General features: G+C 55.3%; 10 protein-coding genes. 6 read left to right on the forward strand and 4 right to left on the reverse strand.

The genetic code is table 11. From position 1 onward, the window contains the following. Nucleotides 1-2: 2 nt before the first annotated feature. From flgA to SV7mr_RS08410, 3 genes are all read right to left on the reverse strand, one after another. On the reverse strand, nt 3-1,034 hold the full coding sequence (gene flgA, locus SV7mr_RS08400; protein ID WP_419188260.1) for a flagellar basal body P-ring formation chaperone FlgA: 1,032 nt from the start codon (nt 1,032-1,034) through the stop codon (nt 3-5). A gap of 16 nt (nt 1,035-1,050) precedes the next feature. Continuing rightward, the gene (flgG, locus tag SV7mr_RS08405; RefSeq protein ID WP_145271006.1) at nt 1,051-1,830 is read right to left on the reverse strand and encodes a flagellar basal-body rod protein FlgG; all 780 of its coding nucleotides are present in this window, start codon (nt 1,828-1,830) and stop codon (nt 1,051-1,053) included. Between the two features lie 102 nt (nt 1,831-1,932). After that, nucleotides 1,933-2,757 carry a flagellar hook-basal body protein gene (locus tag SV7mr_RS08410; protein WP_145271008.1) on the reverse strand — a complete coding sequence of 275 codons (825 nt, stop codon included), beginning with the start codon at nt 2,755-2,757 and terminating at the stop codon, nt 1,933-1,935. 584 nt (nt 2,758-3,341) lie between these two features. On the opposite strand from SV7mr_RS08410, the gene SV7mr_RS08415 reads away from it, so the two are divergent. From SV7mr_RS08415 to SV7mr_RS08435, 4 genes are read left to right on the forward strand one after another with little or no spacing between them, the layout of a single operon-like run. Then, the gene (locus SV7mr_RS08415; RefSeq protein WP_419188261.1) at nt 3,342-6,338 is read left to right on the forward strand and encodes a DUF1553 domain-containing protein; all 2,997 of its coding nucleotides are present in this window, start codon (nt 3,342-3,344) and stop codon (nt 6,336-6,338) included. Further along, nucleotides 6,328-7,767, forward strand: a complete 1,440-nt coding sequence (locus tag SV7mr_RS08420; protein ID WP_419188262.1) for a DUF1501 domain-containing protein — start codon at nt 6,328-6,330, stop codon at nt 7,765-7,767. Before SV7mr_RS08415 ends, SV7mr_RS08420 begins: the two co-directional genes overlap by 11 nt. Continuing rightward, entirely contained in the window at nt 7,767-10,955 is a 3,189-nt protein-coding gene (locus tag SV7mr_RS25195; RefSeq protein WP_419188263.1) for a DUF1553 domain-containing protein, read from the forward strand. The genes SV7mr_RS08420 and SV7mr_RS25195 overlap by 1 nt, the downstream gene beginning before the upstream one ends. 59 nt (nt 10,956-11,014) lie before the next feature. Then, nucleotides 11,015-12,424 carry a DUF1501 domain-containing protein gene (locus SV7mr_RS08435; RefSeq protein ID WP_419188458.1) on the forward strand — a complete coding sequence of 470 codons (1,410 nt, stop codon included), beginning with the start codon at nt 11,015-11,017 and terminating at the stop codon, nt 12,422-12,424. Between the two features lie 143 nt (nt 12,425-12,567). Here SV7mr_RS08435 and SV7mr_RS08440 read toward each other — a convergent pair whose 3' ends face one another. After that, nucleotides 12,568-13,185, reverse strand: coding sequence for a DUF1990 family protein (locus tag SV7mr_RS08440; RefSeq protein ID WP_145271016.1), 618 nt, complete (start codon nt 13,183-13,185; stop codon nt 12,568-12,570). A gap of 136 nt (nt 13,186-13,321) precedes the next feature. Here SV7mr_RS08440 and SV7mr_RS08445 point away from each other — a divergent pair, with 136 nt between their 5' ends. Both SV7mr_RS08445 and SV7mr_RS08450 read left to right on the forward strand, forming a co-directional pair. Continuing rightward, nucleotides 13,322-14,257, forward strand: coding sequence for an NAD(P)H-binding protein (locus tag SV7mr_RS08445; RefSeq protein WP_419188264.1), 936 nt, complete (start codon nt 13,322-13,324; stop codon nt 14,255-14,257). Further along, nucleotides 14,254-14,442 carry a hypothetical protein gene (locus tag SV7mr_RS08450; protein ID WP_145271020.1) on the forward strand — a complete coding sequence of 63 codons (189 nt, stop codon included), beginning with the start codon at nt 14,254-14,256 and terminating at the stop codon, nt 14,440-14,442. The genes SV7mr_RS08445 and SV7mr_RS08450 overlap by 4 nt, the downstream gene beginning before the upstream one ends. The last annotated feature ends 50 nt before the right edge of the window (nt 14,443-14,492 follow it).

The following is a 14,492-nucleotide window of genomic DNA, read 5'->3' on the forward strand; positions in this document are numbered from 1 at the left end:
GATTAACGAACTGGATTGGGGGCGGGGCCACGTGCCACCGCCCCGTTCTGAGGAGTGAAAGGGACTTCGGCAAGGTTGGGACCCACGACAATTGCGTTGATCCTTGTATTGGTGTTCGGATTAAGGATTTCAATCATTTGCCCTTTGGCACCGGGTTCCATGGCCCTTGCGTTCTTCATCCGAATCTGTCCGCCGCCAAGCTGGATCACGATATCCAAGACGTCATTTCGTTTGACGACGTACTGCTGGCCAACACGATTGTGGACAAACTGATTGGAGACCAGCAGTGTGTGCCGGGGGATCGCTCGACTTGCGGTTTTGCCAATCAGTTTCTGAGGATCAACGTAGTCGGTCGACTCGCTGATTTCGCGTTCCACCACTTTGATCATCGAAGCATCCACTTGCATGCCGGGGGCGATGGGAGCGATTGAGACGGCAACCTGGGAGATCTTGCTGACAAAGGCATCCAGGATGAGGTTCTTCTTTTCACCATCCATTACCAGTTCAACCGGCAGTCGCTTTCGTCCTAGCGGCAGCACCGCCTGCGGTTGCAGGCGGATTTGGAAACCCGCATCAAGAATCAGGTGATCGAGTTGCTTGCGTTCGGTCAATCGAACGATCAGTGAGTCGTCTCCCAGTGCGAATTGGCTGGCGATTTGCTTCGCAAGCTCTTCCTCAAGCTGGACTTTGACACGTGCTGGATTGAGAGTTTCAACCGTGACTGCTCGATGACCCAGAATGCGCACTTCGTTAGCCGAGAAGCCAGCAATCCGCACGCGGAAACTGACTTTCTGAGGATGGATCGTGCAGGAATCTTTTTCCTCAAGCAGATCCAGGTCCAGACGCTTGAGCGTCTCCCGTGAGCTTGCTGTTCCACCTGTCACCGTTGCAATGTCGCCAAGCTTGACAATCCCGGCCGGGACGGTGATGGAGTCTTGTGCCAACTGAACCGTCAGGGTCTCGATCGCTTCACAAGGGGCTGTGTACATGGCCAGACCGACCAGCATCATCAACCAATTCATGCGTTTAAACATTGTGCTATCTCCTAAGTTATCGAACCAGGTCGCTGGCGGACGACAGCATTTCATCTCCGGCGCGAATCGCCCGAGAGTTGATTTCATAAGCGCGTTGAGCAGTGATCAAAGAAACCAATTCGGAGACCACTTCAACGTTGGACCACTCCAGAAACTTCTGGCGTACTCGTCCCGCTCCATCGGTGCCTGGATTGGAAAGGATTTCCTGGCCCGAGGCTGCGGTTTGCGCGTAAAGATTGTCACCGAGGTTCTGCAGACCTTCGGGGTTGATAAAGCGAGCGAGTTGAAGTTGAGGCCCGTTGACGGTTTGTCCGTCGATTTGCCAGCTCACATTGCCCGTTGCCGAAATCGCCAGGTTGGTGGCGTTCTGTGGGATCGTGACTTGAGGGTCTAGAAAGAACCCTTCGGCGGTGACCAGTTGACCTTGATCATTGGTGGTGAAGGAACCGTCACGCGTATAGGCAATTTGATTGCCTTGAATCACACGGAAAAAACCATCACCTTCGATCGCCATGTGCGTCGCGATGCCGGTTTCGGTTGGCGTCCCCTGGGAAAACAGGTTCGTCGTACCCACCGCTCGCACACCACTACCAATCTGCAATCCGATCGGTTTAAAGCCCGCATTCAACGTTGTCGCACCGGGGGGCTGAGTGGTGTCATAAAGCAGGTCCGCAAAGTTAATGTGTTTGCGTTTAAATCCGGTGGTGTTGACGTTGGCCAGGTTGTTGGCGGTGTTGTCAATCATCAGCTCCTGGGCACGCATCCCAGTGGCGCTGGCATAAAAGGCCTTCAGCATGGATCAGATTCCTATCAACGGGAAGATTGCAGTGAAACGGAGGACGCAGTGAATGAATGCCAAACGGGACTGAACTCAGTTCCGACTGGGCAGGGTGTGGTGTTAGCTACGAATGAATTCGGCAAGTGTGTCCCCGATAGAACGCGCTGCACGTTGCATGGCTTCGTATTGCCGTGTGTTAACGATCAGCGAGATCAGTTCGTTGACGGGTTGGACATTGGATAGCTCATGATGGAACTGTTCTAGCGTGGTGTCGGCGTCAACCATGCCAGCGTTGGGGGCCATGAAGCCCAGGGTGCCAATCGGTTCCAATTCTTGATTGTTCGGTGCGGTGACCACTCGTAGTTGCCCGAGTTCTTGACCGTCGGCGGACACGGTTCCGTCATCATTGATGGTGATGCTTCGAGTGGCGACATCAGGTGGAATGCTGATGGCACCACCGCGCCCCTGAACGGCGAACCCGTCTTCACTGACAAGTTCATTTGTGTTTGGATTGCGGTACAGACGTCCGTTGCGCGAGAGGATCTCTTGACCACCGTTGTTGTAAAGAAAGAACCCATCACCGGCGATCGCCACGTCCAACGCCCGACCGGTGGCAACCGATCGACCAGCGCTGAAGTCGCGTTGCACCGATTCAACTTCAGGCCCCAACGCCACGCCACGTCGCCCAGCGTCTGCGTCAAAACGCTGACGAATGGCGGGGATATTGCGTCGGTGCCCCGGTGTGTTGACGTGCATCAGGTTGCTACTGATGATCTCTTGGTGCTGAGACAATGTATTCATTGCCGACGCACCGCTATACAGTCCGTTAAACATCGGAATCTCAAACGTGGTGGTATCGATTCGTGACTTCAGGTGATCGAACGCGACGCGTGAATGTGACTTGAGGGCAAGCAGACATTCCTGCGCGATGTTGAAATTGATCACCTGTACCGTTTGTGTCGAAGATTCGTATGCAAACGGTGAGTGGAAGGCGAGGGGTTGGAAAAGAAGCAAGGAGGGTTCGCCCCAAGCCGTGCGGACACTTATCCCAGTCCGTAAGCCTGCTGGAAAGTGCCTATTTGAACGGTGTAAAGAACACGGACTCGCCGCAGAGATTTGGCTCAAGTCGATTGATGGTGTGCAGCATGGCGCGCTGTCGCTAGGCAACGATCTGTGGACGGTGGCGCGTTTCTTAACACTTCATTGTGGCAACGTGGCCCACGATGAGTTTTAATGGAACGAACTCTCAAGACGAACTGTGGCTAGAAACGGAACATTGGCCTGCAACGCAGCTGAGCCGACCCGGGCTCGACGATTCCCCGTTCATGGCGACCAGCTTGTCTTAGAGTCCCACCTTGTCGAACTCCAATTGCTCTGGAAGAACGACCTCCCCTGCCCCGCTCCTGAATCTTCCTCAGATTGGTCCCGTGGATGTGAACGCAACTTCTCGCCTGTGTCGATCGACCTTCCGAGTTGATCGGATCACCTGCTGCGCACTGTTCTGCCTTGTCTTTGTTGGTGCCTCGTGGGTGTCTGCTGAACAGAAGGTGGATTTTGCTAAGCAAGTTGCACCGATCTTTCAGCAACATTGCATTCGCTGTCACTCAGACGATGACCGCCAGGGAGAACTTTCCTTGGCGAGTGTTGACGATCTGAATGAAAATGAGTTTGTCATTCCTGGTCAGCCTGATGCGAGCTATCTGCTGGAAGTCATCATGGCACAGGAAGGTGAACCGCCTGCGATGCCTCAAGAGGCTGAGCGGTTGAAGGATGCCGAGGTGCAGACGATACGCCGTTGGATTCAGCAAGGCGCAGCATGGCCAGCGGAGGTGCGAATCAAACAAGCCTCCAAGGCGGACGCGTCCTGGTGGGCGTATCAGCCCTTGCAAGTGTTTCCGAAGCCGCACAGCATCGATGAGTTCATCAGCGCTAAGCATCAAAAGCATGATCTTCGCTTCGCGCAACGCGCGGATCGACGAACGCTGATTCGCAGGTTGTCGTTCGATCTGCATGGGCTGCCACCGACTCCTGAGCAGATCAAGCGATTTGTCAGTGATCCAGATCCGAACGCCTATCAAAAGCTGGTGGATCGGATGCTCGACTCGCCCCGGTATGGTGAGCGTTTCGCGCAGCATTGGTTGGATCTCGCACACTATGGCGACACGCACGGTTTTGAGCGTGACAAACGCCGAGACAACGCTTGGCGTTATCGTGACTACGTGATTCAGGCTTTCAACGACGATAAGCCGTATAGCAGATTCCTGCAGGAACAGATTGCCGGTGATGTATTGTGGCCAAATGATCCACAAGCTGTGATTGCGACGGGCTTCTTAGCTGCTGGCCCATGGGACTTCGTTGGCCAAGTCGAAACAAAGAGTCCTGCGCTAAGACGGGCTGCTCGTTCACTTGATTTAGATGACATGGCCACGCAGGTCATGACGGCTTCGATGGCAATGACCGTCAACTGTGCACGCTGCCACGATCATAAGCTCGATCCCATCACCCAGCGAGAGTACTATCAACTAAGGGCCGTCTTCGCAGGCATCAAACGCACGGATCGAGTGGTTAGCGAGCAAGCGTTGCAAGACTACCAAGATCAGAAAGAAACGCTTCGAATGCAGCGCAATGCGCTGGATGCCGCGGCGGCTCAGTTGACCGGTCGTAGCATTGATCTGGCCGATGTCGTTGGGGGTGGCAATGGCTTTGGAACCGGGATGTTCCGTCAAGCCATTGATCCGCGGAACGCGAAAGTGCAAACACGGGACTTCGGAAACTTGGGCAACGTGATTGTCAATCGGTTTTCTCGGTCAGACCATCCGCTGGTCGATGGAGTGTTCATTGCTGATGGCAAAGCCGGCCAAGCTGAGGTGCCGATCAGTTCCACAGAGGTCACAGTTTCTGGTTTGCCAACCACGTCGGGCAAGGCTTGGGACATGATTCGTAACGGGCCGGTGGCGAGTCAGCACTCCACGACGATCGACGGGATAGATTTCACTGGTCCCGGTCATCACTTGATCGGGTTGCATGCGAATGCCGGGATCACCTTTGACTTGTCAGCCGCTCGTGAGGTTCTCCTGTCCAAACAAGTGACTCAGCGAGCGGATGATGAGGCGACAGCAGGTGATCAGTCGCTAGCGGGCGAACTCAGGTTCACCGCCAAGCTCGGTTACTTTGGCGCTTCAGGCAGCAATGTTGCCGATGCTTGGGTATTCCTTGATGGAAAACGTGTTGCGGAATTTAGGAAACTGAAGCGAGATGATGGTTTGCAGGCGATTGACGTGAACATTCCTACCAAGTCCAAGTTTTTGACGCTCTTGGCCACCGATGGCGGCAATGGCTATGGGATGGATCAAATCGGTTTTGGCGACCCGCAGCTCAGGCTGTCTAAGCTTCCTCGTCCGAGTCAGGAAACTCAACGTCGGGTTGCGAAGTTAAAGCAACGGCGCGACCGAGTGGAGCAGCAGCTTCTGGAACTTGGACCGACGCCAGAGTTCTATGGGGTGGCGTCGACAGAAAAGGGGGCGGAGCGTTCGGTTCCGGAGGTCAGGTTGCTCAGTCGCGGTAACCCGGAAAGTCCCTCGGGCCATGCCTTGGAACCCGGTTCGTTTGCTGCCCTGTCGATGCTGCAGCCGCAGCTTGGCACGCTGCAGTCGAATCAGGGTGAACGCCGTGTCGCGCTGGCCAACTGGATCACGCATCGCGACAATCCGTTGACGAAGCGCGTGATCGTCAATCGTCTTTGGCAGTGGCATTTCGGCACCGGCCTGGTGAGTACACCGAGTGATTTTGGCTACGGTGGGGCCCGGCCGTCTCATCCACAGCTGCTTGATTGGCTTGCCGGCGAACTGGTTGCCAATCAGGGGTCGCTCAAGGCAATGCACCGCTTGATCGTAAACAGTCGAACCTATCAACAGGTCAGCGTCATCCATCGGGTCGATACTCCGTCGAGCGAGCGAACGAATCCAGCGCGCGTTGATGCCGACAATCGATTGCTTTGGAGGCAAAATCCGCGGCGTGTCGAAGCCGAAGTGATTCGCGATTCGGTGCTGCATGTCAGTGGCAAGCTGAACATGCAACAGGGCGGCCCTGGTTTTGAGGACTTCACGTATCAGGAGGCGTACGCTCCGATCTACACCTACGTCACCGCCGACTCCAAGCCACTTTGGCGGCGAAGCATTTACCGTTATCGCGTGCGAACAACTCCTGATCGTTTTCTGACGACCTTGGATTGCCCTGATCCAGCGAACATGACGCCCCAGCGTTTGACGACCACGACGCCGCTGCAGTCACTGGCGTTGTACAACAATGAGTTGATGTTGCGGCAGGCACGTTACTTTGCCCAGCGAGTGAGCGAAGAGGCGGGAGCCAAGCCTTCCGATCAAGTTCAACGAGCCTTCCAGTTGGCGCTGGGGAGGGCTGCGGAAATGGAAGAGTTGCAATGGGCGGTTTCACTGGTCCAGCAGCAGGGGCTGTTTGTTTTGTGTCGTTCGTTGTTCAACGCCAATGAGTTTGTCTATGTCGACTAATCCAAACGAACCGTCGCGCCGAGAGTTCTTGCGACAAGCCGGTGGCGGTCTCGGTAGTTTCGCGCTGGCCGCCATGCTGGCTGAGGAAGCGAACGCCGGTTCGAGTGAATCGGGGACGCACCATCTGGCCAAAGCCAAGCGGGTGATTCAAATCTTTTGTCCCGGCGGGATGAGCCAGGTCGATACGTTTGACTATAAGCCCGAACTGGCCAAGCGAAACGGCACAACATTTGATCCCGACGGGAAACTGCAGTTCTTTGCATCCAAGCCGGGGAATTGTCAGGGCAGTCATTGGAAATTTCGTCAGCATGGTGAGTCGGGTTTATGGATCAGCGACCTGTTTCCAAAGTTAGCGGGCTGCGTCGATGACATGGCCTTCATTTATTCCATGCATAGCAAGTCTGCGTTGCATGGCCCGGCGTGTTTTATGATGAACACCGGTTTCACGTTGCCAGGTTTTCCCTGCATGGGATCCTGGGTGACCTATGGCTTGGGCAGCGAGGCCGATGATTTACCGGCGTTTGTTGTGTTGCCCGATCCACGTGGCCTGCCACCGGGTGGCATCATTAACTGGGGTGCGGGTTTCTTGCCAGCGCAACATCAGGCGACAACACTTGACGCCAATAACCGTCAGCAGCCGATTGCCGATTTGTTCCCGGCCGCTGGAATCGAAGAAGTCACTGAAACGAGCGAGCAAGCAGGGCTCGATTTCCTGGGCAAATTGAATCGCTTGCATCAAACGTCCAGAGCTGGCAATTCGGAATTGGAGGCTCGGATCAAAGCTTACGAAATGGCGGCCCGGCTGCAGTTGAGCGCTCCTGAGGCAACGGACCTTGGGCAAGAATCCAAGGCAACCCAAGAGCTTTATGGATTGCAGCACCCTGAAGCCGGTCCGTTCGCACGGCAGTGTTTACTGGCCAGGCGGTTGGTGCAGCGTGGTGTCCGATTTGTGCAAATTTACTGCGGTGCCGAGAATACGACTGCCAAGAAAATTCGTCCCAATTGGGATAGCCACGAAGATCTGCCGCGCGACCACGGATACTGGGGATCCGTTTTGGACAATGGCGCCGCGGCGCTACTAACGGATTTGAAACAGCAAGGGATGCTTGAGGAGACGCTTGTGATCTGCACCACGGAATTTGGTCGCCAGCCGGCCGCACAGGGTGCAGCGGCCAAGGGGCGTGATCACAATGCAGGGGCCTTTACCGCTTGGCTTGCCGGCGGTGGCATTAAAGGTGGCGTGGGTTATGGGGCGACGGATGAGCTGGGGTTCCAGTCTGTCGTCAATCCGACCTATAGCTATGACTTGCACGCAACGGCTTTGCATTTGCTGGGCATCGACCATCAACGTTTGACGTTCTACCATAACGGGATTGAACGCCGATTGACGGACGTGCATGGCCATTTAATCAGGGAGATTTTAGCGTGATGTTTCGGATCTTCTGTTGCTTGATCGTTGTCGCGGCCGCGGTGCTTGATGCCTCGGCAGTTGACTTCGCCAACGACATCCAGCCCATCCTGCAGGAACACTGTCATGATTGCCATGGAGCCGATGAGCAGGAAGGCCAGCTACGTCTTGATCGGCTCTCTGCGATGCTTGCGGGAGGAAATTCTGGTGAGCCCGCGGTGGTGCCAGGAAGTCCAGATAAGAGTTACTTGCTAAAGCTGATCCGTCATCAAGAGCCCGACAAGGAAATGCCGCCCGATGATTCTCTGTCCGAGCAGCAGATCGAGCTCATGGAGAAATGGATTGCCAGCGGCGCAGCGACTCCCGAAAGTTATGGTCCGGCTGAAGTTGAGCTCGAATTAAAGCATTGGTCTTTTCTACCCGTGAAGCGGATCGAGGCAAATGGGATTGATGATCTGATTCAGCGACGCTTAGAGTCAAATGGTTTGATGGCGTCCCAGCCAGCTGACCGCCGAACCCTGATTCGTCGACTTTACTTGGTCATGCATGGATTGCCACCAACGACCGAGCAGGTGAAGGCGTTTCTTTCGGACAAGCGTTCTGATGCCTGGCCGAGGTTGGTCGATCAAGTGTTAGCGAGTCCAAACTACGGACAACGCTGGGCTACATTCTGGTTGGACCTGGCTCGGTTTGGTGAAACCCATGGTTTCGAAACCAATCGTGAGCGACCCAATGCGTGGCACTATCGAGACTGGGTGATCGAGGCGCTAAATAGTGACAAACCTTATGATCAGTTCGTCCGCGAACAACTGGCCGGTGATGCGTTAGGTGAACCGATTGGCACGGGGTTCCTGGTTGCCGGACCGTATGATTTGGTTAAAGGCCAAGATCCCAAGCTCGGACTGATGCAGCGCATGAACGAGCTGGATGACATGATTAACACCACGGGCACCGCGTTCTTGGGGCTCACCACTGGCTGTGCTCGTTGTCACAACCATAAGTTCGATCCCATACAACAGACCGATTACTACGCTCTGCAAGCCGTGTTTGCCGGCGTAAGGCATGGTGATCGAGCGTTACCGCTGCGGCCCGAGATTCAACAGCGGTTGGTCGAGCTTGATCAGCAGATCGAAACGCTCAAGGAAAGGCTCGATCCCTTCGTTCCCGTCGATCAACCCGCAATGCTGGTGATCGATGAAGCCGAGGCACAGCATCTTGCCAAGCCCGAGGGGACGGCCAAGAAACCTGGTCACAGCTCAGCGTCTTTTGGCGACGAGAGCTACACCTGGTGGAAAGCAACGGCAGGCAAAACGCCGCTTGTCTATCGGCCCAAGGCCAGTGGGCGTTATCGCCTCTGGCTTAGTTGGGGAGCGGGGCACGCCTCGCACTGCCAAGACTCCCGGTACCTTATTCGATCCTCCTCTGGCGACGTTGAGATCGCCAACGTCAATCAGCAGCTTGATGCCGATGGGACAGGAGTGGTCGATAATAAGTCTCGGTGGAGTGGTTGGTACGACGCAGGGGTGCATCAGCTGAGCGTTGATGATCAGATCATTCTTGTGGCCGGTGATCAAGGCACAGCAGTGACCGCGGATTCGATTGTGTTGCAGCCGCAGTTTGTGGAAGAGCAGACAGCGACGCCACCAAGTAAACGCCCAGCGGTGAACGTAACGCTGAACCAAGAACGTTTCCCACCACGGCTTGCCAGTCGAGTGCGGTTTCTGATCGGTCAGACGAATAATGGATCACAAGCTTGTCTCGATGAGCTGGAAATCTATTCTGGTGATCGCAACGTCGCTTTGGCCAGTGAGGGTGCAACTGCCAGTTCGTCCGGCGATTTTGTGCACCCACTCCACAAGTTGCCGCACATCAACGACGGACAGCACGGGAATCCACGCAGCTGGATTGTGGCGTCCAACGATCAGGGCTGGGTGCAGATCGATTTCGCAAAGCCGGTGGAAATCGATCGCATTCAGTGGGGACGCGATCGCACTGGTAAGATCTCCGATCGCTTGGCGGTCGAGTATCGGATCGAAACGCAGATTGACAAGGAGCCTTGGAGCGTACTCGCTGGTTCAGCGGATCGTTACTCGGACCAGCGGTCGGGCATGCAGCGACAACGGTATCAATTCGCCGGTGTTGAAAAGGCCCTGGCGGATCAGGGCAGGCAGTGGCTTGCGGAGTTGGAAGCACTTACGGAACGGCGTAAGGAATTGGCAAAGCCCGTCACCGTTTATGCCGGGACCTTTGCTCAGCCGGGAGCGACTCATCGGCTTTATCGAGGTGAGCCCGATGCGAAACGTGAACGCGTCGCTCCAGGGGGCATTGATGCCTTTGGGGCTCCTGAGTTGGCGCTGGATTCGGCGGAACAGCAACGTCGACTCAAACTGGCTCAATGGATTGCCGATCCAAGCCATCCACTGACCGCGCGAGTGATTGTGAATCGCTTGTGGCAGTTTCATTTTGGAATCGGCATTGTTGATACGCCGAGTGACTTTGGCATCAACGGCGCGCGACCGACTCATCCAGAACTGTTGGATTGGCTGGCAAACCAGTTGACCAGCAATGGTTGGTCCCTTAAGCACATTCATCGCCAAATTTTGTTGTCACAAACCTGGCAGCAAGACAATCGTCCCCATCCAGACGGTTTGCGGGTCGATGCGGGGACACGTTTGTTGTGGCGTTTTCCACCGCGTCGTTTAGAAGCTGAAGCGATTCGGGACTCGATCTTGTCGGTCTCCGGTACCCTTGTCACCGATGATGCTGAAGGACCAGGGTTCAGTCCGTTTGAAGTCCAAATGGAAAATGTGCGGCACTATCACGCCAAGAAAGATTACGGCCCTGCGGACTGGAGACGGATGGTTTTCATGACTCGCGTCCGACAAGAACGCGAGCATGTCTTCGGTGTCTTTGACTGTCCCGATGCCAGTATGGTTGTGCCGCGACGCAGTCGATCCACAACACCACTGCAAGCTCTCAATTTGCTAAACAGTCGCTTCGTGATGCAGCAAGCCGACCATCTGGCCAAGCGATTGCAAGCGGCATCCGATCACCCGAGTGAGCAGGTGCAGCAAGCCTGGCACCTTTGTTTTCAACGGCCGCCATCACAGCAAGAGGTCGCCGAGAGCGAACGGTTTATCGAGTCACATGGCTTACAGCAATTTGCCAGAGCGATTCTGAACGCGAATGAGTTTATCTTTATCCCCTGATGAGTTTCACCGTGCAAACGAAAGAAAATCGACGCAGTTTCCTGCAGGGCTCTGGTGCCATGCTGGGGAAGATCGCTTTGGCCAGTTTGTTGCATCAACAGAGCGCCAGCGCGGAAGAGTCTCCGCTGCGTCCACTGATCGATCCTGGCAAGCCCTATGCGCCTCGAGAGCCACACCATCAGCCGGCTGCTAAACGAGTGCTGGTGATATTCTGTGCTGGGGCCTGCAGCCAGATTGACACCTTTGATTACAAGCCAGAATTGATAAAGCGAAACGGCCAACCCATGCCGGGGGCTGACAAGCTGGTGACATTCCAAGGGGCTCAAGGCATGCTCACCCAAAGCCCGTGGACGTTTCGTCCACGAGGAGAGTCCGGCAAAATGGTTTCGGACTTGGTTCCGCAATTGGGTGACTTGGCCGATGACATGTGCTTCATTCACTCGCTGACCGGAAAAACCAACACTCACGGCCCCGGCGAAAACTTCATGAGCACCGGCTACACGCTCGATGGATTTCCCAGCATGGGTGCTTGGGCAACCTGGGCCTTGGGAACTGAAAATGAAAACCTGCCGGCGTACGTTGCCATTCCTGATCCCCGTGGGACACCGCAATCAAGCGTCAATAACTGGGGCCCTGGATTCTTGCCAGCCGCTTTCCAAGGCACCGAGTTCAATGCCAGCAAGCCGCTGCACAACTTGGAAATTCCAGCCGGGGTGACGCAGCAGACGGATCTCGCCACTCGTGGTTTCTTAAAGCGTCTCAACGAACAGCATCTGCAACGGTTTCCAGGTGACAGTGAACTTGCGGCGCGAATTTCCAGCTACGATCTTGCTGCCAGAATGCAGCTGAGTGTTCCCGAAGTCGCTGATCTGTCTCAAGAATCAGCGAGCACGCTGAAGGAGTACGGAGCCGATGATCCCGAGAATCCCTTAAAAGCTCAGTTTGCACGGAATTGCATTCTGGCGAGGCGTTTACTGGAAAGTGGCGTGCGGTTTGTCCAGCTCTTTAATGGTGCGTATCAAACGGGCGGAGAAGGCGTGAGCAACTGGGACGGGCACAAACAGATCGCCAGCCAGTACAGCAAACACGGCCCGGTGCTCGATCAGCCCTGTGCTGCAATGTTGCGGGACATGAAGCGACGTGGGTTGCTGGAGGACACGTTGGTCGTCTGGATGACTGAATTTGGCCGCATGCCAACCTTTCAAAAAGGGGCCAGTGGAAGAGATCACAATCCCGATGGCTTCACTGCGTGGATGATGGGCGCTGGTGTCAAAGCGCCGTTCACTTACGGGGCGACGGACGAATTCGGATACAAGGCGGTTGAGAATGTTTCCACGGTCTATGACTTTCATGCCACCATCTTGCATTTGCTGGGGCTGAATCATGAACGACTGACCTTTTATCACAATGGCTTTGAACGTCGACTGACCGATGTCCACGGACAGGTGATCAAAGCTGTCTTGGCGTAGTCGGTTTGGCGTTGACGCAAACCTGTGGCAAGAAAAGCACGCTGAGTTGTCGTTGATTCTGTTCAGCGAGATCGCGTTTCGTCACCGTTTCACCACACGCGAATGTTTTCCCGAAATGATACTTTCCCCGAGAAGCCATTGCATTACATGCACACGCTGGCGTTGGTTTCATGGCAGGCTCCTTCGGCAGCGGCTTTGATCATCGCGGCTGCGGACTGTTGGCCAAATCGTTTTTGATGACTGCGTACAATCGGGTATACCAACTTGATGAATAGCCGGTTCGGTTTGGAGAAGGCCAAGATGTCGTAATGCACTTCATCAGTCGCTTGGTCCCATTGCAGCAGGAAGCGTTCTTCTCCTTTGGCGATGTGGCCTGGCAGGGTGCCGTTGGCAAAACCAAATTGGACCACGTCGCCCACTTCATCCACCGTGTAAACAATTCTGCACACGTTGGTCCACCATGCTCCCATCGCCCAGCCCATGATCGCAACATCCTGTCCGACGTGGAGTTCATTGTCCGGAGACCAAACGTCCACCCAGCCCAGACGCATGTGTTGCCAACGTTTCAGGGCCTGCTTGGCACTCTGAAAGACTGGTTTACCGTGACCTAAACTCACACGGGTGTGATCAACCACGTAGCCATCCGGTGGTTGCGTTGCGGTCGCCCCAATTTCGGGATAGCTGAACTGGACGCCCTTCTGCCGGGAGATAACGTTCGACAGCGATTTGTGGTTCGGCTTAAGGAAAGACAGGGACTGCATAAGGGATTGGTCAGGTCACTCAGGAACAATCTTGGGGAAAGTCGCTCAAAGAGGGTTTCGGTACTGCGATCAACGTGGGATGACATACTGTAGACCGCTGCCAAATCAAGTGTTTAACGAAGGGAGAGAAAGGCCAGTGTCCGATCTTACGGAATCCTCCAAACGGCCAACGGTGCTATTGACCGGTGCCTCTGGATACGTGGGCGGTCGTCTGTTGCCGTTCCTAGAACAACAGTCCATTCGCGTGCGTTGCATGACGCGAAATCCAGACAAGCTACGCCAGAGTGTCGGCCAATCGACGCAGGTCGTCGCTGGTGACGTGCAGGATCGCGATTCGTTGATGCGGGCCTTGGAGGGTGTTCAGACAGCGTACTACTTCGTGCATTTGATGTCCAATGCACGAGACTTTGAAGAGCAGGACCGGCAGGCGGCACGCTGTTTTGGCGAGGCGGCCAAGCAAACCGGGGTGCAGCGAATCATTTACCTTGGCGGCCTGGGCGATGACGGAGACCCGAAGTTGTCGCCTCATTTGCGAAGTCGCCACGAGGTTGGCGAAATCTTGCGACAATCCTCTGTTGAAACGATCGAATTCCGCGCTGGCATGGTGGTTGGGGCGGGAAGTCTCTCTTTTCAGCTGATGAAAAGTCTCACCGATCGTTTGCCGGTCATGATCTGTCCACGTTGGTTGACCACACCCACACAGGCGATCGCCATTCAGGATGTGCTGGACTACTTGTTAGCAGCCAAAGATTCGCCACAATGTGGCAGCGGTGTCTATGAGATTGGCAGTCCCGACGTGGTGACCTACGGCGGTTTGATTCGCGAGTATGCTCGACAGCGCGGCCTCCGGCGGCATCTGGTCTTTGTTCCAATCTTGACGCCCTACTTGTCGGGGCTTTGGTTGGCCTTGGTGACGCCGGCTGAATACGAAGTGGGACGGCACCTGATCGAAGGATTAAAGAACCCGACCGTCGTGCGAAACTCCAACGCAATGGAGACGTTCCCGGTCAGACCAATAGGCGTTTCCGAAGCGATCGGACGAGCGATCGCAGAGTCGCAGTTAGCAACATGAATCAAACGCTTTGCAATGGTTGTCTGCATCTTCGAGAAGTTGTCTCGGGAAAGGGATCGCGATTCTTGCTGTGCCAGTTTTCGATGCAAGACAAGCGCTTTCCCAAGTACCCGCCGCAACCTGTCTTTCGCTGCGCGGCGTTTGAGTCCGCTGAGCAAGATAACGCTGAGCAAAAGTCCGACTGAGCCAGTCCCGTAGGCTGCCGGAGAGTTCGCATGTCGTCTTGGCGTTCGCC

Source organism: Stieleria bergensis, assembly GCA_007745635.1.
In the GTDB taxonomy this organism is placed as follows: domain Bacteria; phylum Planctomycetota; class Planctomycetia; order Pirellulales; family Pirellulaceae; genus Stieleria; species Stieleria bergensis.